Below are 23,382 nucleotides of genomic sequence, written 5' to 3'. Positions count from 1 at the left end.
ACGAAAAGTTCCACTTATCCCATTTTGGCTTAAAATATTTCTTTCACCATGTCATCTTAGTGCCTGTAAGAGACAACTACCAACCTAATGCTGATGTTTACCAAATTAGTTGCTGTGCTTAGTATTGTTGCACTGTTTAGCCAGACAGTTGCCGGTCAGGACAGGAATGGGATTCTAAGAGGTATGGTGGTGGGAGAGCATAATCATTCAATCGATGGTGCATCCATAAGCCGGCTGAGAGCAGCTGATAAAGTACTGGTGAAAGCTGCTATTCCGGATGAAGGCAAATATATGTTTGAAAAACTTGCCGTTGGAAAGTACAGGATTACGATAAGCGCTGTAGGTCTTGCATCGTACATCAGTGAGGTGGTCGACGTCGCGACAGCTAACGCATCAATTAGTCTACCTAACGTTACACTTAAAACCGCCGGGAAAACATTAGCAACGGTTCAGGTTACCAGCACCCGTCCGCTCATCGAAAACAAGATCGACAAAACGGTTGTGAATGTTGAGGCAGCGGTAACAAATGCCGGAACATAAACGATAGCCGGCAATTGATATGAATTTCACCTATCGCTTTGGCAAAAACCAAAATGCTGTTCTTCAGCCAAGAAAGCGCAACAGTGCGTCACAGGAAGAACAGAATAGGGTAGGGCAGGAAACTTAATACACTGTTTTTTCTCTCATGTGCATTATAAGGAAAACGGCCCTTGTTTCTACAAGGGCCTCTTTTTTGGCCAGGTTTGATCATGACCCTTATTGAGGGCAAGTTCAATCAGGGGTAAGCATCAGCAACCCAGGCGGGAAACTGGCGTACAACGGGTGCAACGCCTGACCGAAGGGATCCGATCGAAGTGCCTGTCTACAATGCAAAGGGTTTCCACTGGTCGCAAAAGTTTTCAATGGTAACACTTAGGGTATTCGGCCTTCATTGCTTATCACTCGTGATGTTTCAAATCAACTTTGAGATATCAGCAACCCGCAAGTATCTTTGCACTACCTAACACATTAAACCAATATTTGCTTATGCCTTCTTTTGACATTACCAGTAAAGTTGACCTGCAGACGCTTGACAATGCAGTAAATACGGTAAAGAAAGAAATTCAAAACCGGTTTGACTTCAAAAACAGCCATGTAGAAATTACCCTGAACAAGAAAGATTACAAGATTGACGTTGAGGCGGAAAGTGAAATGAAGCTCGACCAGATCCAGGACGTAATGATCAGCCGAAGCATGAAACAAGGTATTGCGGCCGAAGCTTTTGACTTTTCGAAGGAGCATTACCAAAGTGGTAAGATTGTGAAGAAAGAAGTAGAGGTTAAAAACGGTATAAAGCAGGATGATGCAAAGAAGATCGTAAAAGCAATTAAAGACAGCGGGATCAAGGTTCAGGCGCAAATTATGGATGATGTGATCCGTATAACCGGTAAAAAGATAGACGATCTTCAGGAAGTTATTGCATTATGTAAAGGTGCAAACTTCGGTTTGGCACTTCAGTATGTGAACATGAAGTCGTAGAAGGATATCTAAAATGCTATTATTCCCATTAGCGGACAGCCAGCTGGCAGGGTAAATAATTTTGGCTAAAAGCTACTGAATAGCTAATTTCGCCCCTCGACAAAAACCGGCATGGCCAAATCCATGCATTATAAATTCTAATCATAATGAAACAAGGTATCCATCCCGAAAATTACCGTTTAGTTGTTTTTAAAGACATGAGTAACGGTGTTAGCTTTTTAAGCCGCTCTACTGCCAATTCAAAGGAAATGGTTAAGTGGGAAGACGGTAACGAATATCCCGTTATAAAGCTCGAGATTTCAAATACATCCCATCCATTTTATACCGGTAAGAATATGCTGGTGGATACGGCTGGTCGTATCGACAAATTCAAAAAGCGTTACGCGAAAAAATAATTGCCCTTGCAAGCGAAGCCCCTCCGAAAAGAGGGGTTTTTTTATGCTCCGTTATAACATGCTAATGCCTGACAACGCTCTTCCCACTTTATTGATGGCGAAAAACTTGTAGAATTTACCTTCCGGGCAGGCTATAATTTAGCAGGTAAGTAATCTACTGTACCAGTAGACAATGCTTATAAAGATAAAGTCCTAATTTCGCGGCCTCTTAAAACCCGTTAATGGATACAAAAGCTACCAGTTACCCGAAAGATAAGATCAAGATTCTCCTCCTCGAAAACATTAGCGACAAGGCAGTCGAACTTTTCCGGGCAAACGGATATTCTAACATTCAGAAATTAAGTGGTGCGCTAAGTGAAGAAAACCTCGTAAAGGCCATTAAAGACGTTCACCTGCTTGGTATCAGGTCCAAGTCGATGATCACCCCGGAAGTGCTGTCGGCAGCACAAAAGCTACAGGCTATTGGATGCTTTTGTATTGGGGTTAACCAGGTAAACCTTAAAGAAGCCACCCGGCAAGGTGTTGCTGTTTTCAATGCGCCTTATAGCAATACCCGTAGCGTGGCTGAATTGGTGATTGGCGCCGCAATAATGCTTATAAGGCGTATCCCCGACAAGAATACTGCTGCCCACAAAGGCATATGGTTAAAGGAAGCCGCGGGAAGTTACGAGTTGCGGGGAAAAACCCTGGGCATCATAGGATACGGCAACATCGGTAGCCAGGTTAGCGTACTCGCAGAAGCACTTGGAATGAAAGTTTGTTTCTACGACACAGAAACCAAGATGCCACTGGGTAATGCGGTTGATAAGAAAACCTTGCACGACCTTGTTGCTTCCGCAGATGTGGTCACCTTACACGTGCCTGATCTTCCAACAACAAAAAACCTGATCAACGAATCGGTGATCAAATCTTTCAAAAAAGGTGGTATTCTCATCAATTATGCGCGGGGCGAAGTAGTCGACCTAACAGCGCTTAGTGAAGCGATTACAGCGGGTCATATATCCGGTGCTGCAATTGATGTTTTTCCTGAAGAACCTGAAAAGAATGGTGACTCGTTTGACACACCATTAAAAAATCTTTCTAATGTGATCCTCACGCCACATATTGGTGGAAGCACCCAGGAGGCTCAGCAAAATATTGGCGAAGACGTAAGTAATAAGTTATTCCAGTTCCTCGAAAAAGGCATAACCAATGGTTCGCATACTGTGCCGGCGTTAAACCTCCCGCCGCAGGAAGGAGCTCACCGCATATTACATATTCACAAGAACGTGCCGGGAGTTCTGAGTGCAATCAATACCGAGATGTCCAAACACGATATCAACATTGTCGGGCAATACCTCAAAACGAATGACGAGATCGGGTATGTGGTACTTGATATCGACAAGAAGTTGTCTAGCCACGCTGCCGAACTGCTCAGGCAGGTAAAAGGAACCATCAAGGTGAGGTTACTCTATTAAGCTGCTCAGCTTACCCCGGTTGTCTGGCTAATCTGGTTAAAGCTTACCTACTTATTCTTTATACGGGGTAAACCACAACCGGATTACTGCCATCAGGCTTGCTGAGCAGACGATATGGGAACGTTTAGGTAGATGTAAACGGCAATGATCAGGGTTAAGGCAGCGGCCAACACGAATAGTGCGGTGCTCCCAAAGGCATACCATACCAGCCCTCCAACGGTACTTGCAATTAAGGCTGCAATGCTTTGAAAACCTGAGAAGGTACCAATAGCCGCTGCCGTTTCATTTCTGGGAACAATGTTGCTGAGCCATGCTTTTGATACACCTTCGGTTGCCGCGGCATAAAGTCCATAACCCAGGAAGACAAGGACAAACATCGACAGGTTACCTGCAAATGCCATAGCTGCATAACTTATGCTGAATAGTATAAGCCCTAGCACGAGTGTTTTTTTTAAACCAAATCGATCAGCCATTATGCCGGCCGGGTAGGCAGATGCGGCATAAACTGCATTATAAAAAATGTATGTTCCTATAAGCCAGGTATCTGGTAAACCTGCTTCTTTCATCTTTAGCAATAAAAAAATATCAGAACTGTTTACCAGTGCAAAAATCAGTAGGGGAGTGGCGAGCTTTCTGTAGGTGTCCGCACTTTCGATCCAGTAGCTGTAAAAAGCACGAAGCGAAAATACCTTCTGTTGCCTGGTCGTTATACCTGTTTTCTCCTTCAAGAAAAGCGACGCAGCCACTGCAAACAGCCCGGGTAAAAAAGCAAGCAAAAATAACGGCTTGTAGGCCCCCGGATGATAGTATAGAAATAGTAGCGCGATTAATGGACCCAACGCTGCACCCGCAGTGTCCATTGACCGGTGAAATCCAAAAATGCGTGCTTTGGTTTCACTGGTTGCTTCGTTGGACAATAGTGCATCGCGGGGTCCCGAACGCAAACCTTTACCAATACGATCCAGTGAACGTACACTGAATATCCAGAGCGGATACGTTAATACGCTCATCAAAGGTTTAGATATCGCGCTCAAAAGGTACCCCAGTTGTACAAAGGGCAGCCTTTTGCCGATATCATCACTCCACTTTCCAAAGTAGCCCTTGCTTAAACCTGCAACAGCTTCAGCCAATCCTTCCAACAGGCCAATGCCAACAATAGTAAAGCCAATTGATTGCAGGTATAGTGGCATAACGGGGTAAAGCATTTCGCTTGCCGTGTCAGTCAACAGGCTCACCAAAGAAAGGATCCAAACTGTTCTTGTAATCATCCCCTTATCCCTGGATGCTAAGCTTCGTAATCATATCATCACTCACCGGTTCGCTGTAGGTGCCATATGCCGTAACAACAACTCCTTTCATGGTTCCTGATTTTTGTTCTATTGCATACACTACTGACTCATCCCCGGGATCACTTTCGCCTTCAAACCGGTAATGCTCCACAATTTCGAAATCGTTGGCGTAAAGGCATTTTCGTGTAGTGCTACATTCAAGTTTGTCGAAAGCGATATTAAAATCTGTGGTGTATCCACGGTCTTTAAGGTCCGTTAGAGCTTCTGAAACAGTATCATAAGCGTGCATAGCTGAAATTTTGAGAAAGATAATAAACATGTTACAACAAGGTGATTTTTTAGCCGGCAGTTGAACCTGGCCCAACATCGTTGTGTCACTCCCTTGTACTTCCGCCTGGATCGCGGCTTTAGTTTTATATTCATTGTCCCTGACGTGCTGGCTTAGGAGTGATAACTTTAGGGTGAATTTTTGCTGCGGATTAAGTTGTAACCGGGTGAAAGGGACAGTAAGTTTATTTAATAGATGGGATAGTATGCCTGCACATCAGCCCTATGAATCACTGTTTTTGTAACTGGTTTTGGACCCGTAAAAAACGACTACACATGAAAATGTATAAGAATCTAATTGTGCCCGGCTTCGCAAATTGTCCAATGACTGTTGATGTATTTTACCCTACAGCAGCGGCTAAGGCGATTGTAGTTTATGCCCACGGCTTTAATGGTTTTAAAGATTGGGGCAACTTCGATTTAATTGCCAGCCAGTTTGCCAACCAGGGTTTCGTTTTTGTAAAATTCAATTTTAGTCATAATGGAACTACCCCGCTACACCCGGAGGAATTTGTTGATCTTGAAGCATATGGAAACAACAATTACACGAAAGAACTTGATGATCTCGGTAATGTGCTAAACTGGATTTCAAGTGCTGACAACGCGTTGTTTAAGGAAATGGGCTCACCTGACGTTTATTTAATCGGTCACAGTATGGGTGGTGGGATTGTTATGCTGAAAGCTGCCGAGGATGCGCGGATAAAGAAAGTTGCAACATGGGCAGCAATCAGCGAGTGCAAAACGCCATGGACAAACTGGCCGGCCAACCGGATTGAAAACTGGAAACAATCAGGTGTTGAGTATTCGTTGAACAGCCGTACCAAACAGAACCTGCCGTTGTATTACCAGCTTTATGAAGACTTCCAGCATAATCACGAAAGACTTAACATAGCTGCGGCAATCCGTTCATTGAAGATACCCGTGTTATTGTGCCATGGTACATTCGACGAGGCCGTACCAGTTGAAAAGGCAAAAGAACTTCAAAGCTGGCAGCCTTTAGCAGAGCTGTTCGTGGTGCCGTCAGATCATGTTTTTGGTCGAAAGCATCCCTGGCAAGCTGATGACTTGCCCGAGCCAATGCAAGCGGTTGTAAATAAAACGATCTCTTTTTTTGGTAATACATAACGGATGACAACATGCCTGCTCCGTTCAATGCAGTTAATCTTCGAGTCCTTTACCCTCGAGAATTTGTGCTACGCATTTTTCAATTCGCGCCTCACGTGTTTTAGCTTGTTTGGGTGCCGTAAAATATAGATTATATGCGCGTTGTCGACCGGGAGTTAATTTCGCAAATGAGGTCTTCAAAGCTGGATCCTTTTCTAATCGCTTTACAAATTCTTCCGGTAGCACCAGGGCTGTGTTCTTAATATATTCCACTTTCAAACCAGCTTTTTCCACCTCGATAGCTTCGAAAATGTACGCCTTCAGTGTTGCTTTTAGGCTGTTGATTTCCTGCAAACCAGTAAACCGTATCTGGCGACCAGCCTGCACATTTTCGGTTTGTTGTATCAATAGCGCATCTGCGTCATTCAGCAGGGCACCTTTGAAAAATAGGAGTGCACAGTATTCCTTAAATGTATGGATAAGAACAATGTTTCTTTCCTTTGCTGACCCTCCTGTTAAAGGCGAAGGAAGGGTATAACAAGGTACTCCCCATTTTAGCTGCTCCGTAAGTCCGCAATCAAGAACAATAGCCCTTAACTGCTGAATTTCTTTCTGCCACTTACCGGGCTTGTCAAAATAAAAATCAACTTTAGGATTCATATACTTGGCTTTGATGATTGACTATTAAAACTCTCCGGTTAGCTGGCCGGAAAATCCATGAAACAACTGTTAATATAAGCAGGAGCATCGAAGGAAGAATTTCCGGGAGCGGATCGCCAGACGCAATATGTGAAAATATGGCTCCTGACATAACAAAGAAAAAACCTGCGTACGCCCATTCTTTTATGATGAGCAATCCGGAAGAAAGTAAGGCTACAACTCCGAGAATTTTCCATACACCAATAAGTGAGATGAAATATACAGGATAGCCCAACTTTGTAATAAAGTCAACTTCGGTGTTCAACCTAAGCAGTTGTACGATGCCACTGGACAACATGCCCAAACAGAGCCATATTGTGGCAATCCAGTAAATGATTTTATTTGACCTTTTCATAACCCTTGATTTTAAGTTGGTTTACGACTTCTTCGAGCCGGTTGTGAGCCATATTTAAGCCTTTTGCAAATGGAAGTTGGAGCATCCGGTCACGTTGTTCCACCGATCGATACACTATATGCATATTGAGTCTACTGGTATCGGTTGTAACCTTTTCAAATTCCAGGAACTCCAACTGAACACCAAAAGGAGCATTCTCCATTTCAAAAGTGCGAATGATTCTCAGGTTTGGACTAAACTCATGAATAACACCATTTGCCTCAAATACGATGTTCCCGTTAGGATCAAAGGTTTGAAAGTGCCAGCTGCCATGCCGTTTGTTTTCGAGTGTTAGTACTTTAGTTCCCATCCATTGCTCAACAATTTCAGGGTTGATGTACGCCTCGAATAACAATTCTACCGGCAAGTCAAACGATCTTGTAATAAGCAAATCGTTTTGACCGTCTTTGGCGTCGACTTTGGTTTTTAGTGCCATAAAATATTATTTAGTGGGTTTATAATTTTTCATGATGTCTTCCAGCTTATTAAAGCGATCATCCCACATCTTGCGAAAGGGCTCAATAAAATCTGCTACTTCTTTCATTTTTGTTGCATTAATGTGATAGTAAATCTCCCTGCCATTTTGTTCCGACCCGAGCAGTTCGCACTCAGAAAGTATTTGCAGGTGTTTTGAAACGGTTGGTCTTGCGGTGTCGAAGTTTGCGGCTATTGCTCCGGCTGTCATGGATTGGGTGGCGACCAACAACAATATTGCACGTCTGGTCGGATCAGCTATGGCCTGGAAAACATCGCGTCTAAGATTCATTGCGTAGCTATTTAGCTACGAATTTAATGAAGTTATTTAACTACACAATATGGTTTGATAATTTTTTTCCGGAAACAGAAACGGGACATAAAAGACGCTGGGCTCTAAGGTTTGATCAAATGAGCTGGTATGGATTGAGCGATCAATAAGCGTTAACCGTGTTAAACATTAGTCAGGCACATTATGGAATTCACCAAAAACCGGGTAATTCAACCAGCTTCCTATAATATGGTGATACAAACATTTGGCTGGTTTTCTCAGGCGGAGGCTTTCGGATGATGGTTGCTAAACTGGTTTGCAGAACTTTCCCGGATTAGATCTTAGCCTGTAAGAAAACCATACGTAAGCGCTATATCTTGCTTTCAGTCGGACTTATTAACGGCGATTAAACTTCTTTCAACAAGTCTCTTCTTTTTTCCTATAATTAATATTATGTTAAGTAGCAGCAATACTCACGACGATATTGCATGTGGATCTCCTAACCTTTCAGTTGGGTGACTATAAGACTTATCGAAAAGTAAGCAGCTTTCAGTAGTGCCATCTGGGACAATGATAGATCTGCTAAACTCTTGTAGTGATTTAGAGCTTTCTGATCGGGAATTTTTCGGCGCAAAACTAATATCTGCAACCGCACGATTTTTCGAAATGACGCTTTACGACTTGTGGTACCAAAGTAACGGCTTTTGAACCAGGTAATTTATTTGCATGTGGATCAGGTGGTAATCTGTTAGCCCGAAGAATTGTCCGAGTGCCGGCGCTGGGTTTATTGCGGTTTAATCTCCTGTATTGAAATTTTCTTTGTACCAGGCTGAAGTTCTATTATCTAACATCCTTGCGTCGCACTCTTGTACTTTGGGTAATTCTACTGAGCGAAAATCCGCTCCAACCAACAAGAAGACTTTAATGAAAATGTTCTGCTGAACGACTTGGAAAGGCTTCTCGCTTGCAGGTTATAAGTTAAGCAATATCGTGTTTTCACAGGGGTAACAAACAATAATTTTAAATTTTCAAGCCGTTACAAATAGAATCCGTTCAGGCAGCAGAACCACGACGAATAACATCCCAAATGCAATACGGCGAGCAGTGGTTGGTGAACCACAGACTCGCCGTATTGTCCTGATAATGCCTTCTATTTGCGCACGAGATTTCCCTGTGTCTTCCGTGCTTTGAACTGCAACTCTGCAAGGATCAACGAACCTTCTTCATCTGCATTGGTGGTATTGCTAACAATGTACAGGTTATGAAACTTACCATCCGTGACGGGTTCCAGGTTCAACATGATCGTTGTACGGCCAAAACCGCCTTCACCTGTCACGAATTTAGTACCTGCAGGAAGCTGGCCTTCTCCAATCTTTTTCCCATTAGGACCATCCAGACGAAGTTCAAAACTATAGCTATGCTTTGGTGGGGTTTGGCCGGCTAAGGTGAACTCCACCCCTTCTATGCCCGCAAGATCAATGCTATCCAAAGAAAATGAAGCCTGGCCTTTTGGCACCTTTACAAATTGCCGTCCGCCAAAACTTTGCAAGGTAAAGCCCTTAAGATTACGGGCTGCTGACATGCTCACCCTATTACTTCTTAAGGCAAGAGAAGCGTTGCCAATCTGGGGCTTAACGCCTGGACCACCTTTATCACCATATGTAGCGGATAACACCAGCACGCCATTTTCTGTGGGCTTCTTGTTAAGGGTAGCCTGCAGGGTTCCTTTTGCAGGAAGTGACTTTTGTTTTTGCTGTTCGTTGGCAAGCGACATGATGTATGATACCATTTGTCGCGCATCACCTTGCGACAGATTTGGATGGGCAGGCATGGCTGTTTCGCCCCATACCCCCGCGCCACCTTTAATGATTTTATTCACGAGATGGGTAGTTGCACCATTATTCTTCTGGTACCGTTGTGATACGGCTGTATAAGCCGGACCTATGGATTTTTCTGCCTCCTTGTGACAACCTTTGCAATCTAGGGATTGTATCAGGCTTCTGCCAGCCATTGCTTCAGACATTACCTGGTGCCCCATTGAGGCCCCGGCCTTATCCAGCCCTTCAACATAGTCCGCCGAAACAAAAACATTAGCCAGGTCACCCGCTACGGATGGGTCGTCTTTATCCAACACGTTAACCGCATAGGAAACAGGTGTGCCCGGGAAATAAAATGATTTGTTGCCTGCGATGGTGATGTTTACAACAGGCGCTTCGTTGCCAGCGTAAACCTGCACCGGGCTGCTTTTCGTTGTCGCACCTTTAGCATCTTTCGCAACTACGTAAATGGGGTAATCACCAATCGCGGTGAAGGTGTGCTCGAGCCTTGGTTCTTTAGTTTCCCTGGTAGCATTACCAAAATGCCACTCATAGGTAATGGCATCTTTTTCCAGGTCTTTTGCCTCCACCTGCGCAACGACTTTAAACGGCAGTGCGCCAGAAGTTTTATCTACTGTAATGCCTGCTACCAGGGGAGCACGATTTCCACCATTGTAGTCGATCCTTGATAAACCTGCGTCAGGGTTTTTGGTGAACCACCCGGTGCCGTATTCCAACAAGTATAATTTACCATCCGGACCTACTTCCATGTCGATGCAGTTGGCCAATTTGGTTTGCTGCATGAATGGTTCCATTTTATCGAAGTCGCCATTTGGTTTCATGCTCACGGCTTTGATCCAGCCGCGGATCCAATCATAAATAAATAGTTTGCCGTTGTAATAATCAGGCAACCTGCTCTCTTTGGGAAACATGTCAGTGTAATACACCGGGCCGGCCATTGCATTCCGTCCACCAGTGCCGACCTGCGGAAAATCCGGGGATACATCGTATGGATACCAGATAAATGCCGGTTGTGCCGGAGGTAGGTTTTTGAGCCCTGTATTGTTGTGGGATGCATTGATTGGCTTAGCAGGATCAAAATAGTTCCCGGCTTTACCGCTCTCAAAATCAAATTCCCGATAAGCGTAATTATCGCCAATAAAAAGTGGCCACCCGAAAAATCCGGCTTTGCGTGCCTGGTTCACTTCGTCATAACCCCGGGGTCCTCTAAGACCCAAACTGTCCCTGCTTGCATCCGGACCTACTTCGCCCCAATACAGGTAATTGGTTTTTTGGTCAATGGATATTCTGTACGGATTTCGATTGCCCTGAACATATATTTCCGGACGACTGCCTTGCTGCCCCTTAGCATACAGATTGCCTTCGGGGATTTCATAACTGCCGTCGTCCTTCACACGAATGCGGAGGATTTTCCCGCGTAGGTCGTTGGGGTTACCTGACGATCTACGGGCATCGTATTGCTGATGTCCGGGGCGGTCGTCTATGGGAGCAAACCCACTGTTGGGATGTGGCTGCTTGGGTTCATTAAACGGGGTGGAGTTATCGCCAGTTGACACATAAAGCAATCCATCTTTGTCAAAAGCAATTGAGCCCCCGGTATGACAGCAAATCTCGCGATCCGACTTTACATCCAATATCACCTTCTCCGATCCCATATCTATTTTGTCGTTGACAAATCTGAACCGCGACAAACGATTTACAGAGGAGTCGACAGGGCTATAAAAGATGAACACAAAGTTGTTTTTTGAAAAATTCGGATCTGCTTTCAGTCCGAGCACCCCTTCTTCTGCATTTACACCAGGGGTACTTGTTTTCCAATAAACATTTAAAAAACCAGCTTGCTTAAGTACCGAGTCACCTTGTTTGTAAAGCATAATCTCGCCACGTCTCTGGGCAACCAGGATATCAAGATTGGGCAGAATAGCCATTTCTGTGGGTTCGAATAACTGGCCGCTTACCAATCCAGTTTTTGCAAACCGGTTTTCCTCTGGAACCTTCCCGGTTTTAGCGTTGCTGTAATTCAATTCCTTGTTATTGCCGATAGCGTATTGTATACCGCCTAGCAGGTGCTTTAGGAAAAGATCTTCGGTAAATGTTTCTTTGGTGTGCCCCAGGTTGGTGTACCATGCACGGCCGCCATCATAATCGTGATACCAGGCCATGGGATGATTTGCACCGTTGTAGCCCCCTTTAAAGCTATTTTCATCAACTTTAAGCAGCACATTGATGCTGCTGTCCAACTTTTTAAACGAGTAAAATTCGTCGGTACGCTTCCATTGTTCCGGCAGGTCTTTGGTGGACGCATGGTCTTTGTTCACCACTTGCAGGGTTCCGGGCTGGACGTTGGGGAAAGAGTCCCGTATGCCCGGATGGGTCAGAAAATAGCCGCCCAAAAGCCGGCCATACCAGCCCCAATCGTATTCCGCGTCTGAAGCGGCATGAATCCCCACAAAACCTCCCCCAGACTGGATGTATCGTTCGAATTCTGCCTCCTGGTAGTGGTTTAGCACATCACCGGTAGTGCTCATAAAAACCACCGCCGCATATTTCTGTAAGCTGTCTTCGTTAAACCACTCTGCATTGCTGGTGGTATCCACGTCGAACTTATTTTGGCTGCCTAGCTTTTGAACTGCCGCTACACCCTCGGGAATGGATTCATGATGGTAGCCCGAAGTTTTGGTAAAAACCAGGATCCTGGGATTACCGGAACGCCTGGAACACGACATAGCGAGTAGTACAATGCCTATAAGCAAGAATCCTCTGACTGAGGTGAAGTATTGTTTCATGGTGAATGCAATTTCGCAAGGATTCAAGGTATTCGATGCGAATATTTGACAAAAAAGCTCCATTTTCTTTTTACCCGGACTTTCATTGGTGCCGTTAAGCTAAATTATTGCTTATTAGTGGCACTTACCGGGTGCTTAAGTTAGCCTATGCTTTTGTATGGATTCGCTGCTATACGAGGTGTTGTGACATGCAACCTACATTGCATCTCCCGGGGTAAGTCGAGTTTACAACAATTGTGGGTGACCTGACATCGCGATAGAAGATCAGTATGCATTAAGTACAAATGGTTCAGCGATCATGTTACGGAGTTGACCGGGCAGAGCGATTTACTTTAGTATGTTTAACAGGTCGACTGATTATGTTTCTGACCGGTCATAAGGTGAAGTTTCATGTTCATCCATGACATCGACCGTCTAATCAGTAACTGTAAGTTGACTCTTAATTCAAGCAGGACCACGCTTCGAACCGAATACTAGAAATTATTTCGCCAAACATCTCAGATCACGACAAAATTGAATTGATTAGGAGATGTTAGCACTGACTGCAGGGTTATAATTCATCAAGTTAACGCTGAACAACCACCTTCCCGACCTGCACTCCATCAGCAGTTAATATCCTGATAAAATAAGTTCCCGAAGGGTATTGGTCCAGGTTCATACGCTCAATCAGGGTTGGGGTTGAACCAGCGACGACTAAAACTTTCTGTTGAAGCACACTCCCGTTTACATTCATGACCTGCACAGTTACTAAACCCGCTATGAGGTCGCTCAGCACAATCGCGAACGCTCCGCTGGTTGGATTGGGGTACAAGATTAAATCTTTGTTTGCGACTACATTAGGCACCGTGCTCTGATCATCATTTTGAAGGGCGAGCAGGGCAAAATCAATTATAGAAGTTGCATTCTGCGCAAAACCTCCAACATAAATCCTGTTTTTGTAAAGGTTAACTGCAGTCGGTTCATCTAGCTTTGTACTAAGGGCAATGACTACCTTCCCATCCCCATCAAAGTTAAGGTCCGGGCTACCATCGGTGTTGTATCTGGCAACAACAATGTCTACGTCGTTGCTAAAAATATTATTATCGACCCTTGTTCCGCCGGTGACGATAAGTTTACCATTATTCTGAATTACTACCCCAGTTGCGTAGTCGCTGTACGCTCCTATTTTAGTCAATACGATGCCGCCGGTACCGAATGTCGGGTCGAGGCCGCCGTCGGTATTGTACCTTGTAAGTACAAATGCGTTGTGGCCCGAGGAATTTCCAACGGATACTATTTTGCCGTCGCTTTGTAATGCTATCGACTTAATCATACTGCTTCCGGGTAAGACAGTCCTTACGATGCCAGTACTACCAAAGGTCGGGTCTACACTGCCGTTAATGTTAAGTCTCACCAACGTAAACCCTTCGCGGGTTGAGCCAGCTAAAACCAGTTTACCATCGGGTTGCAGGGCAATTGACTGGATTGTAGCGGTAATTGAATTCGGGTCGATCGTTACTTTGCCATCAACATCAAAAGTGGTGTCAAGGCTGCCATTTACATTGTATCGTACTGCAACAAAAACCGATGAAGTACCACTAAAGCCATAGCCGCCAACAACGATTTTACCATCTTTTTGAACCGCGATTGATGAGGCAAAATCCTCACGTGGCCCTATGGCTGTTGTTACTATTCCATCCCCATCAAAGGTTAAGTCAAGACTGCCATTGGTATTAAATCTTACAAGGGCTATATAACTGAACATGCCGTTCCTGGTATATCCCGCTACGATGATTTTTCCATCAGCCTGAAGCGCCACACCCCGGGCATAGTCTACCGAAGAATTGATAGCGGGCATTAATATTTTGCCATCATTGTCAAAGGTAGAGTCAAGACGGCCATCTACATGATAACGGGTCACCGCAAAGCCCCCAGTACCGGTAGATAGCCCAACCATTATAACTTTCCCATCGGGCTGAATCGCCATTGCATAACTTCTGTCATCTGATGCTCCCGAACCAACGGCGGTTGTTACAATACCGCTATTGCCGAACGTGGGATCTAGTTTGCCAGGCTGGGCAATGGTATAGTTAATCATAGAAGCGAACAACAACAAGCATAAAATTGGTCTCATGAACGAGGGTTTAGTAAACAGAAGGTTTAATAGCAAAAGCAGCAATATACATGTAGGATAAATAGGTCAAACCTTGTGATTAAGCGATTTCGTTGTGATCAAACCGATGATTTGTATCGTAAAGCGGTGCTGCTAGGCTTTAGCCGGTCGGAATTGCATAGCAAGCCTTGAGTGAGCAGATGAATTGAATAAAGACCCTAATTAATCGACCTATACAGATCGAAGAACCTTTTGCCCGTAAGCAAGCTCATTGTTACTTTTTGGCCTGGGTAGAATGCTCACGTTTTGCATAGCCTGTCGGTAAAGAAAAACATAGGCTCAACTAAGGTGACTACGCAACGACTTACAAACAACAAATTAGGCTCTCTCTTTTAAAAGCAATTAATTCTCCTGCAAACTCCACTGTATAGTACAACATGTACAGAAACGGTTTCAGGAACGATTAATTGTTTTGACGTGTAGAGCAGGCTCCCGGTATGAATAATTAACTCGAGTCAGTTATAATCATGTTTGTCCTTTCAGCGCAAAAACTTCTTTCTTGTCGTGAATATGACTTTAAGCATTATTTACCTGTTAATGAAATTAACCGTTTGTTGAACAACAAACAGCAGTATTATTCACCCTATGAAAAACCCCTTTCCCGTGCTAAACTGTCGAACGCAGCACCTGCTAGTGATTACCGGTTTTCGGATTTTAATTCAGCGTTCGTGTGGCAATAATTAAAACCTCGCGTGAGGGATAGCAGCGTAAAGCCCGCAGGCCCCCCAACCCTTTGGGGGGCGAGGACTTGAAGCGAATAGCCCGGCCCCTTGCGCAGCTTGGGGACACGCCCTAAACAGAAAATTTATTTTCGAAGTGCACAGGGTGGGTGTAAGGCTTGTGCAGTAAGCCATCGATACGCCCCAGGTTTATTATGGTAGGATTAACCCCGGACATAGATGCTGTTGTTTGCGTGCCTGCCCAACCAATCACTTGCCGGCGGGCTTCGGCGTAATTCTTTTTCCTACTACCGGCCATCCATTCTTGTCCCACTCCATTGTTTCGATCACCAGTTTGGAAGCGGCATTTTCGGCTACCGAATAGCCATGATAAACCAGGTAATCAATTTTATTGAAGGTGTACGCGCTGTTATGACCAACTGCGTAAAACTCTTTTTTATCGCCTTCACGGATGATCGTGCCTCCTCCCCTTGCCATATCAACACCGTTTTTATCAAGGTAGGGGCCCTGTATTTTAGTTGAACGCCCTACTGCAATCTTGTAATCGCTTTTGACTCCGCTGCAGCAATAATCGAATGACACGAAGAGGTAGTAATATTTGCCTTTTTTGAACAGGAACGGCGCTTCTATGGCATTGCCGCCAGCATCAGCAGGATGAACACCGTTGGAGGGAGGATTAGGGGCAGACGGATCGGTCATGCGGCTTGAAACAGTGTTTAATTTTATGGAGTCATTAGGGTCAGCTAATCGTAATCCGTCTCTACTCAATTTTACCAGTTGCATGCCATGCCAAAATGAACCATATGTCATCCATGGAGATTTGGTTTTATCGTCGTAAATCACAGCAGGATCGATGGCATTGTAATTTGTTTTACCGGGATAGGTTTGAACGATTTTCCCCTGGTCGACCCACTTATAATCAGGAGATGAAGGGTTGAGGGTTTTGTTAGTGGCGACTCCGATGGCAGAAGTATTTTTACCAAAGGCAGAGTTGGAGTAGTACAGCAGCCATTGGCCGTTGTGAAAGAATATATCCGGCGCCCAGTAGCCCGGCCTGCTGAACCCGGCACCCTTTAACCAGGTGGGCGTATTGCTGGAGTCAAAAACAGGTCTTTCACGTTTCCAGGTAATCATGTCCTTCGACGACCAGATACCAGCACCCGTGTGAAATACGTAGTAAGTATCACCTTCTTTTGCCATAACAGGGTCGTGAACTCCAGGGCTTGTTGTTAATTCGCCGATAACCGGGCGGAACCGTCGGGGCGGTTGGGCTTGCTGGCTCCCTGCGCTATCCGTTGCTGTTGTTTGTTGGCCGTTTGAGAGCGTAGTTAATAACGCAAATGCAATTGTGAGCAAGTTTCTTTTCATATGGCAGTAATAATGTATGAAATAAAGTTACTGTTTCCCGATCACAGGTCGCTCAGCGTTTCAACTTATTACAACGCGCCTGATCCGGTGTCTGAAAAGAATAGAACAAGGATATATTGATAATTGCATACCAGGAGAAAAGCAACGGCGTGATTAGCCGAAGAGGCTAAACTTACCAGCCCTGCTAAAATTGAGGAGATAAGAAGATTTTAAAAGCTTTCGCGAAAGGAAAATGTCAGTAGAAGCAAATCCGCTTTAGCATAAACGTTTGTACAATATTTTGTAGTAGCCGGGATATTGAAAATAAGGCACACAATAAATGGCCGCGGGTTAATTTAACTCGATTCTACCGATGATGTCTGTGGCGACCCTAATGTATTCACCAAAAGTGGATGGTTTAATCAGGTAATCCAGTGCACCCAATTTACGGCACTTTTCAAACTCCTGGTCCGACATAGCAGATGAAAATATGACCACTTGAATATGCTTATACTTTTCCAGACCCTTAATGTTGAACAGGAACTCTTTTCCGGTTACGCCTGCAAGATGCATATCCGTGATAATGAGTTTAGGGAGAAATTCAAAAGCTACATCGGCGAGGTAGTTAAACGCCTGGTTTGCTGAGTGTACATGGCAAATGTCAATCACGCCAGTGTCTGTAAATGCCTTTGTTAATATCTCCACATCATCTTCATCATCATCAATGATTAAAATTTTACAAGGGGTCATAATAGTTAAGTTTTTGCATATAAGGCATAACCACAAAAACCCAGCGAAAGATAATGTGATGGTTACAAGAAATAGGCAGCGAGAAGATTAGTTTCAGAAAGTTAACGCTAAACGAGCAATAATATATATAATTTTTTAATTTGTTTTTTCCGTACGATGACTCTCCAGGATGAATAAGCCTGTTTAGACAACAGGAACTTAGTTGTTAAAACTTGTGCTTGCCAGCGTTCCTCGATGATAATGGTAGCGCCCAGGCTTAAAATTTCATTAAAGGCACGGCATTTGCAGAGGGCATGAAAGTTTCTAACTAAATCGAAATTATGAAGAAAGTAGTATTGTTAACTGCCCTTGCATTTTCAGCAGTTGCTTTAAAAGCACAAGACATGGGAGTTAAAACGAAAGGGAAAACAACATTTGGCATTGGTGCTAATGTCGGTACCGGAACAAAAACAAATTTATCAACTTCTTATGGAGTAGATGGGCAAGTTGAGATCCCGGCTGGTACTGGCTTTAAGGTAACCGGAAGTGCAGGTTATCAGAATTTTGGCGTAAAGGTTGGCGAGGACGTTAGTTTTATCCCGGTTTTGGCCGGCGGTAAAATCGCTATCGGAAAAGGTCTATACGGACATCCGCAGGTGGGCTATTCTTTTCTGACCAATAAAGTAGCTGGTAGTAACCAAAACAATGGCGAATTTACTTATGCTGCGAGTGTTGGTTACGGTTTTGCAAAAAACTTTGATGCTTCTGTAAAATACTTGTCGGTTGATGCAGCTAACGCGGTTCTCCTACGTTTAGCTTATAATTTCTAAAAACCTTTAGCAAATCAACTTAAAGCCCCGATTGGGGCTTTTTGTTTTTGTACAACGTATAACCAAGTTTTCGCGAGTAGGTTGCAGGAGATATAAGTTAGGAGGCTATAGTGTGGCCAACGGTCTTAACCCCTTGTTGGTTGTGCTTATGAACTTGTATCATGAATTTAAATTTTTTAAAGTAATAATGATTGCACGTGGTATTTTTCTAGTAATTGCAATTTTAGATAGCAAATTTCAGGTGAAAAACCTATCAAGGGTTCACCTCGTGCTATTTTCATGGACCGAGATTTAAAATCTATCTGGGTTCGGCTTAAAATTAATGGCTCAGCATTAAACCTTCTATTATAAAGTAATTACAGCCTTAAAAAACGTTTTAGAAATTACTCCTTTCTTTGATTGAGTGCCGGGAAATTTTTTTCCATTTAATTAAGATCCAATTTGAATCTGCATACTTGCACCTTTTTATCGAAATGTATTTCTACTTACTTTAATGCAGGATTAACAAATATGAATTTGTTGGCATGCTTTTATCTACTCGTCTGCTGGTAATCTTCCAGATGAAATTCTAATCACTTCCGCATGCAGCCATACCACACCTCAGCCAAGGCAATAGTTCGACAAATTCCGATTTCAATACCTTTTGCCCACTTAAGATTCAGGAGGTTATTTCCCATATTCTTTCTAATTGTATTGTATTTATTCGTCACCCATTCTTGCGCGACGGCTCAAACCAATGTTGCATCGGCTGCAAGTGGTGCCGTAGCTTCTTCCTCATCGAACTACCAAAACGACGCAACCCTTCCAACCCATGCTATTGACGGCAATACTATGGGAAGTACCTGGTGGTCCGATAATAACCAAAACCTTTTCCCGGATTGGATAGAGGTTCGGTTTAAAAGTCCTCAAACCATTAACCAGGTTAATGTATACTCAATCCAGGATAATTTTTCCAGCCCATCCACACCAAACAACACGATGACGTTTAATACTTACGGCCTCACGGCTTTCGATGTACAAACGTGGAACGGTAGTGCATGGGTTACTGTTCCGGGGGGAAACATCACCGGCAACAATAAGGTTTTACGCAGTGTTCAGTTTACAGCGATCACCACCACCCAAGTACGGGTGCTAATCCACGGTTCTGCCGACGGTTGGTCAAGGATAATGGAAATTGAAGCACTCTCGGCTTCAACTACCACCACGAGTACGAACTCCGGTACAACAAACACAAGTACTACAACTTCCAACACCACTCCTACTCCAACTGAAACCGGTGGTACAAGTCAACCTTCCATGAACGTTGCAGCCGCAACTAATGGCGGGGTTAGCACAACGTCTTCCAACCACAACAATTCAAATTCATACTGGGGACCATACGCCAACGATGGCGACCGGAAAGGCATTCAGTTCTGGAATGATAATACACCACAGACATTTCCTGACTGGTTGCAGGTGAACTTTTCCGGTCCAAGAAACATCAACCTTATCAATGTATTTACCATTCAGGATAATTACTCAAGTCCCGCTGAACCTACAGAAAGCATGACTTATAATAACTATGGTCTGAAAGATTTTGATGTGCAAACGTGGGATGGTACAAAATGGGTTACTGTACCAGGAGGTTCAATTCGTGGTAATAATAAAGTATGGACCAAAGTAGCTTTCCCGTCAATCTCAACTTCAAGGATTAGAGTACTGGTGCTTGCAACAGCTGACGGTAGTTCGCGGATCGCAGAAGTTGAGGCATTTACAGCCGGAACACAAACTACACCAACGGAAGATGCTGGCGGAACCACAACCGGAACAACAACGGGAACAACAACGGGAACCACAACCGAAACCACCACTACAACCACTACTGACACCACCGCGAAAGCCCCCGTTGACAACACGCCGACTTCAACTACTAATGAAACGGCAACAAACGCTGCTTTGGCTGTGAGAGGTGGTATCGCAACGGCTTCAGCCTACCTGGCTAAATACACTCCAACCAGGGCGATTAACGATGAACGAACAGGAGTTAATGGAGCAATTTGGGCCGTGGCAGTAGACAATAACAATCCTCAATGGATCCAGGTTGCATTTAATGCAACCAAAAACATCCGCCAGATAGATGTTATCACCAACCAGGATAACAATGCCAGTCCTGTTGAACCAACAGAGGCAATGACGTTTTCAAATTTGGGGATAGTTGATTTTGAAGTCCAAACCTGGAATGGCACTACCTGGGTCACTATTCCCAATGGTAAGGTAGTAGACAACAATAAGGTTTGGCGTAAGTTTACTTTTCCCGCCATCGCGACTAGCAGGGTTCGGGTAAGAGTAACCCGTACGGCCGACGGCTATGCCCGGATCGCTGAGTTGCAGGCATGGAGTGATGCTGAGGCGCCATTGAAGACAACCGGCAATACCCCATTTTACATCGTTATAGGACAATCAAATGTAGGTTGGAACCGGATTGGGTCCCTCAGTGCTGAACAACGAGCCATATACAATGTTCCGTTAAACGCACAGATATACGACACCAGACATACTACAAACAAGTGGGCACAAATGACGCCCGGCGTTAATACCGCAATAGTCAACGGCATGTACGATGACGACTTTGGCGTTCAAACGTCGTTTGTTAAAAAACTTAATGAAGAAAATAGCGGGGTACAACCTTACATTTTCCAGTATGCCGTTGCCGGAACTACCATGGCGGTCGATTGGAATCCTCTGAATGGTGGCGGTTACTCTAACAACACCTTTAAGCTTTACCTTTCACAGGCATTGGAAGCGGCAACGGAAAAAACAGTTGGCAAACCGCTCGAATTAAAAGGTATTATCATGGTAAACGGCGAAAGTGATGCGCTGAACCAAGGATATGCAAACGCCTATGCCACAAACATCAAGAATTTTTTCGACGACTTTCACAAGTGGATCACTGCCCAATGGCAACTGAATAATATAAACACACCACTGACAAACTATAAGAGAGTTGTCGCAAGAATTAACACCCCAACCTTCACCTACCGAACCACGGTACGAGCGGCCCAGGAAGCGTATGCATCTAATCCTGCAAACAACGCCATTCTGATCAATACCGACGCTTACCCGCTGTTGGGTGATCAAACGCACTATGCGCCGGGGGCCCAGATCCAATTCGGCATCGACATCTATAACGCACTTAAGGCAGCACCCTTAAACAAGTAAGCACCCGGAGGATGGGTAGGCAGTTGAATTCGTTCATATGATAGCAGCAACAAATTTGGCTCACAGGATAAGTTGGAAACCTAAACGTGCTTGAACATTCTTAAAAGTTGAGTTTGATCGCAACTGATGGCATGGGCTCATTTGTTTGTGCCTTCTCCGTCATTATGGCTACACTTTCGACTTTTAGATAAACAGCAGCAAACTTTGCACTGGCACGGTTCTCTTTTGCTTCGTTTAGAATAACAATGCTCCCGAATATTGAAATTGCGCTCAGGGATAAGGGCAATGCATAGGATCGCTTTTTAGGTGGGGTGGGCGTTCCGCCAAACATGCCTCCAATAAGATTCTGTACATCGTTCGATACCTTATTTCCCAAAGCATCGGCAGCAGTTACGACAATGGTTAATATTCCGGCACTCATAAGGGCTCCTCCAACAAAGTTTTGCGTCCGGCTTTTCTTTAGGTATTCTTCGGATGTGAATGACTTTAACCTTCGGGCTTCCGGCGCAAAACCAGACCTTGACTGGACTGCGTCATATTGTTGTGAATTGGCTAAGTTGCTTAACAGCAAGGCAAGGGCAAATATTCCTGTTTTCATTTGCTAGTTTTGATCACGATTGGGTACTTATCTGTAAAAATCCGCCGGCGATCATATTAAACTTTTATTTGCCCTGTCATCAGCAAGAACAATATATGGTGAATGATCGGCGAAATAGACTATTATCTCAGCGGCCAACAGTGTGAATAAGGTAGTGATCTTTTCTGTATTTGCCTAATCGCTACATGAGTTAGGTTCTTTGCGCTTAAGCAATAATCTCTTCCTCGTACCTGGGTGATTTAGCCTGTGGTTTTTTGTTCGTTTGCCAGGGAAGCCGACGCGCGCTTAACTCTGTGATATACATTAAGAGAATATAATAAATCATCATTTCCTCAAACTCCGAAACGTTTCCAGCCAGCGGCATCGTATCTGAACCATACGACTTGTTGAGCACTAATGCAATTTGATTGATTACGAGTAAGCTTACAGCCGTGCTGATGATAAATCGGGATGGGCTCAGGTAGTTCAGCAGCCGTGATTGTTTCTTTATGCGGTTGGGTAATAACGGAAATAATACAAAAAGGATTACGATGGTAACGTAAACAGACATCTTGATTACGTTGGTGAGGTTACCCTGGTTATGTATGTTTCTAAAGCTCTTTTGTATGTATATCTCGTGTAGCAGTTGTTTCTTAGTCTTACCAGTAAGATAGTCGTAGTAGTGGAGTCCGTAGTCAATTTCCTCCAACAAAAGAAAACCAGCCACAACTGCGATAAGGAGAAATCCATATTTTTCAACCTTATGCGTTTTTCTGCGTGCTGCTTTTACGCTATGGCTGAAGATCAGGATGATGGTGACGAGTTGAAGGTGTTCGACCAAGCCGAATTCCCTATTCACTTCGGGGGCAATCAAAGATCTTAATTCAAAAAGGTCGAAGAAATATATCAACAGGCAGGCAAGGTTAACTGCAGACGGCAGAACCCAATATATAAGGTGTTTATGGATGGTAGATGTACTCATTTTAACTCGAAAAAAGATGACGAAAAGTTAGCGATGCTACTAACGTGATTATAAGAACTGAATTGCACTTGCAATCGCAATATTTACCTGGTTGGTTAAGACGCTTCCTGATGGTAATCCGTTGCTTCGTTAGGGCTGTTCCCAGTGGTTTGCCAACGTTCGGCTCAAGGATACCGGTGCACGTCCGTTTGCACCCTGTCTGGATAGAGATCAATCACACCTATGGCACACCTACAAGACGTAAGAGAATGTTAACTGTTTAGCATAGAACATTGTTGCAGGTATGCTGTCAATGGGCAATTTGGTTGTGCCCTCTTTTGCTCCAACGTTTTCGT

The 23,382-nt window shown here is 44.2% G+C and carries 19 protein-coding genes; 7 read left to right on the top strand and 12 right to left on the bottom strand.

Annotation, left to right across the window (positions count from 1 at the left end; genetic code table 11):
* Positions 1-93: 93 nt before the first annotated feature.
* The 4 genes from EXU57_RS02235 (at position 94) to serA (ending at position 3,370) form a co-directional block, all read left to right on the top strand.
* The gene (locus EXU57_RS02235; RefSeq protein WP_165958001.1) at positions 94-540 is read left to right on the top strand and encodes a carboxypeptidase-like regulatory domain-containing protein; all 447 of its coding nucleotides are present in this window, start codon (positions 94-96) and stop codon (positions 538-540) included.
* 486 nt (positions 541-1,026) lie between these two features.
* Complete coding sequence (locus tag EXU57_RS02230) at positions 1,027-1,518, top strand: YajQ family cyclic di-GMP-binding protein (RefSeq protein ID WP_133266526.1); 492 nt, start codon at positions 1,027-1,029, stop codon at positions 1,516-1,518.
* A gap of 146 nt (positions 1,519-1,664) precedes the next feature.
* Positions 1,665-1,913 (top strand): type B 50S ribosomal protein L31, encoded by a 249-nt coding sequence (locus EXU57_RS02225; RefSeq protein WP_133266525.1) that lies wholly within the window; start codon positions 1,665-1,667, stop codon positions 1,911-1,913.
* A gap of 221 nt (positions 1,914-2,134) precedes the next feature.
* Positions 2,135-3,370, top strand: a complete 1,236-nt coding sequence (gene serA / locus EXU57_RS02220; RefSeq protein ID WP_133266524.1) for a phosphoglycerate dehydrogenase — start codon at positions 2,135-2,137, stop codon at positions 3,368-3,370.
* A gap of 92 nt (positions 3,371-3,462) precedes the next feature.
* On the opposite strand, the gene EXU57_RS02215 is transcribed toward serA, so the two are convergent.
* On the bottom strand, positions 3,463-4,638 hold the full coding sequence (locus tag EXU57_RS02215; RefSeq protein WP_133266523.1) for an MFS transporter: 1,176 nt from the start codon (positions 4,636-4,638) through the stop codon (positions 3,463-3,465).
* 4 nt (positions 4,639-4,642) lie between these two features.
* Positions 4,643-4,978: a phosphoribosylpyrophosphate synthetase gene (locus EXU57_RS02210; RefSeq protein WP_207955359.1), complete on the bottom strand. Its 336-nt coding sequence runs from the start codon at positions 4,976-4,978 to the stop codon at positions 4,643-4,645.
* Positions 4,979-5,262: 284 nt separating this feature from the next.
* Between EXU57_RS02210 and EXU57_RS02205 the strand changes: the two genes are divergently transcribed.
* Entirely contained in the window at positions 5,263-6,111 is an 849-nt protein-coding gene (locus EXU57_RS02205) for an alpha/beta hydrolase family protein (RefSeq protein WP_133266522.1), read from the top strand.
* A 33-nt stretch (positions 6,112-6,144) separates the two neighbouring features.
* Here the strand turns inward: EXU57_RS02205 and EXU57_RS02200 are convergent, their stop codons facing one another.
* The 8 genes from EXU57_RS02200 to EXU57_RS02165 form a co-directional block, all read right to left on the bottom strand.
* The gene (locus EXU57_RS02200; protein WP_133266521.1) at positions 6,145-6,750 is read right to left on the bottom strand and encodes a YdeI/OmpD-associated family protein; all 606 of its coding nucleotides are present in this window, start codon (positions 6,748-6,750) and stop codon (positions 6,145-6,147) included.
* Positions 6,740-7,144: a DoxX family protein gene (locus EXU57_RS02195; protein WP_133266520.1), complete on the bottom strand. Its 405-nt coding sequence runs from the start codon at positions 7,142-7,144 to the stop codon at positions 6,740-6,742. The genes EXU57_RS02200 and EXU57_RS02195 overlap by 11 nt, the downstream gene beginning before the upstream one ends.
* Positions 7,128-7,619 carry an SRPBCC domain-containing protein gene (locus EXU57_RS02190; RefSeq protein WP_133266519.1) on the bottom strand — a complete coding sequence of 164 codons (492 nt, stop codon included), beginning with the start codon at positions 7,617-7,619 and terminating at the stop codon, positions 7,128-7,130. The genes EXU57_RS02195 and EXU57_RS02190 overlap by 17 nt, the downstream gene beginning before the upstream one ends.
* A 6-nt stretch (positions 7,620-7,625) precedes the next feature.
* Positions 7,626-7,949: a metalloregulator ArsR/SmtB family transcription factor gene (locus EXU57_RS02185; RefSeq protein WP_133266518.1), complete on the bottom strand. Its 324-nt coding sequence runs from the start codon at positions 7,947-7,949 to the stop codon at positions 7,626-7,628.
* 1,129 nt (positions 7,950-9,078) lie between these two features.
* The gene (locus tag EXU57_RS02180; RefSeq protein WP_133266517.1) at positions 9,079-12,552 is read right to left on the bottom strand and encodes a ThuA domain-containing protein; all 3,474 of its coding nucleotides are present in this window, start codon (positions 12,550-12,552) and stop codon (positions 9,079-9,081) included.
* A gap of 565 nt (positions 12,553-13,117) precedes the next feature.
* Entirely contained in the window at positions 13,118-14,665 is a 1,548-nt protein-coding gene (locus EXU57_RS02175; RefSeq protein WP_133266516.1) for a T9SS type A sorting domain-containing protein, read from the bottom strand.
* 968 nt (positions 14,666-15,633) lie between these two features.
* Positions 15,634-16,752: a family 43 glycosylhydrolase gene (locus EXU57_RS02170; RefSeq protein WP_133266515.1), complete on the bottom strand. Its 1,119-nt coding sequence runs from the start codon at positions 16,750-16,752 to the stop codon at positions 15,634-15,636.
* A 330-nt stretch (positions 16,753-17,082) separates the two neighbouring features.
* Positions 17,083-17,481, bottom strand: a complete 399-nt coding sequence (locus EXU57_RS02165) for a response regulator (protein WP_133266514.1) — start codon at positions 17,479-17,481, stop codon at positions 17,083-17,085.
* A gap of 320 nt (positions 17,482-17,801) precedes the next feature.
* Between EXU57_RS02165 and EXU57_RS02160 the strand changes: the two genes are divergently transcribed.
* Together EXU57_RS02160 and EXU57_RS02155 are read left to right on the top strand one after the other, a co-directional pair.
* Positions 17,802-18,290, top strand: coding sequence for a hypothetical protein (locus EXU57_RS02160; RefSeq protein WP_133266513.1), 489 nt, complete (start codon positions 17,802-17,804; stop codon positions 18,288-18,290).
* A 582-nt stretch (positions 18,291-18,872) separates the two neighbouring features.
* Positions 18,873-21,488, top strand: a complete 2,616-nt coding sequence (locus tag EXU57_RS02155) for a sialate O-acetylesterase (RefSeq protein WP_133266512.1) — start codon at positions 18,873-18,875, stop codon at positions 21,486-21,488.
* A gap of 100 nt (positions 21,489-21,588) precedes the next feature.
* On the opposite strand, the gene EXU57_RS02150 is transcribed toward EXU57_RS02155, so the two are convergent.
* Positions 21,589-22,086, bottom strand: coding sequence for a hypothetical protein (locus tag EXU57_RS02150; RefSeq protein ID WP_133266511.1), 498 nt, complete (start codon positions 22,084-22,086; stop codon positions 21,589-21,591).
* A 205-nt stretch (positions 22,087-22,291) separates the two neighbouring features.
* Complete coding sequence (locus EXU57_RS02145; RefSeq protein ID WP_133266510.1) at positions 22,292-23,047, bottom strand: hypothetical protein; 756 nt, start codon at positions 23,045-23,047, stop codon at positions 22,292-22,294.
* Positions 23,048-23,382: the final 335 nt, after the last annotated feature.

Source organism: Segetibacter sp. 3557_3, assembly GCF_004354985.1.
Classification (GTDB): Bacteria; Bacteroidota; Bacteroidia; order Chitinophagales; family Chitinophagaceae; genus Segetibacter.
Note: the sequence above shows the minus strand (reverse complement) of the source record. Positions and strands in the feature narration are given on the sequence as shown.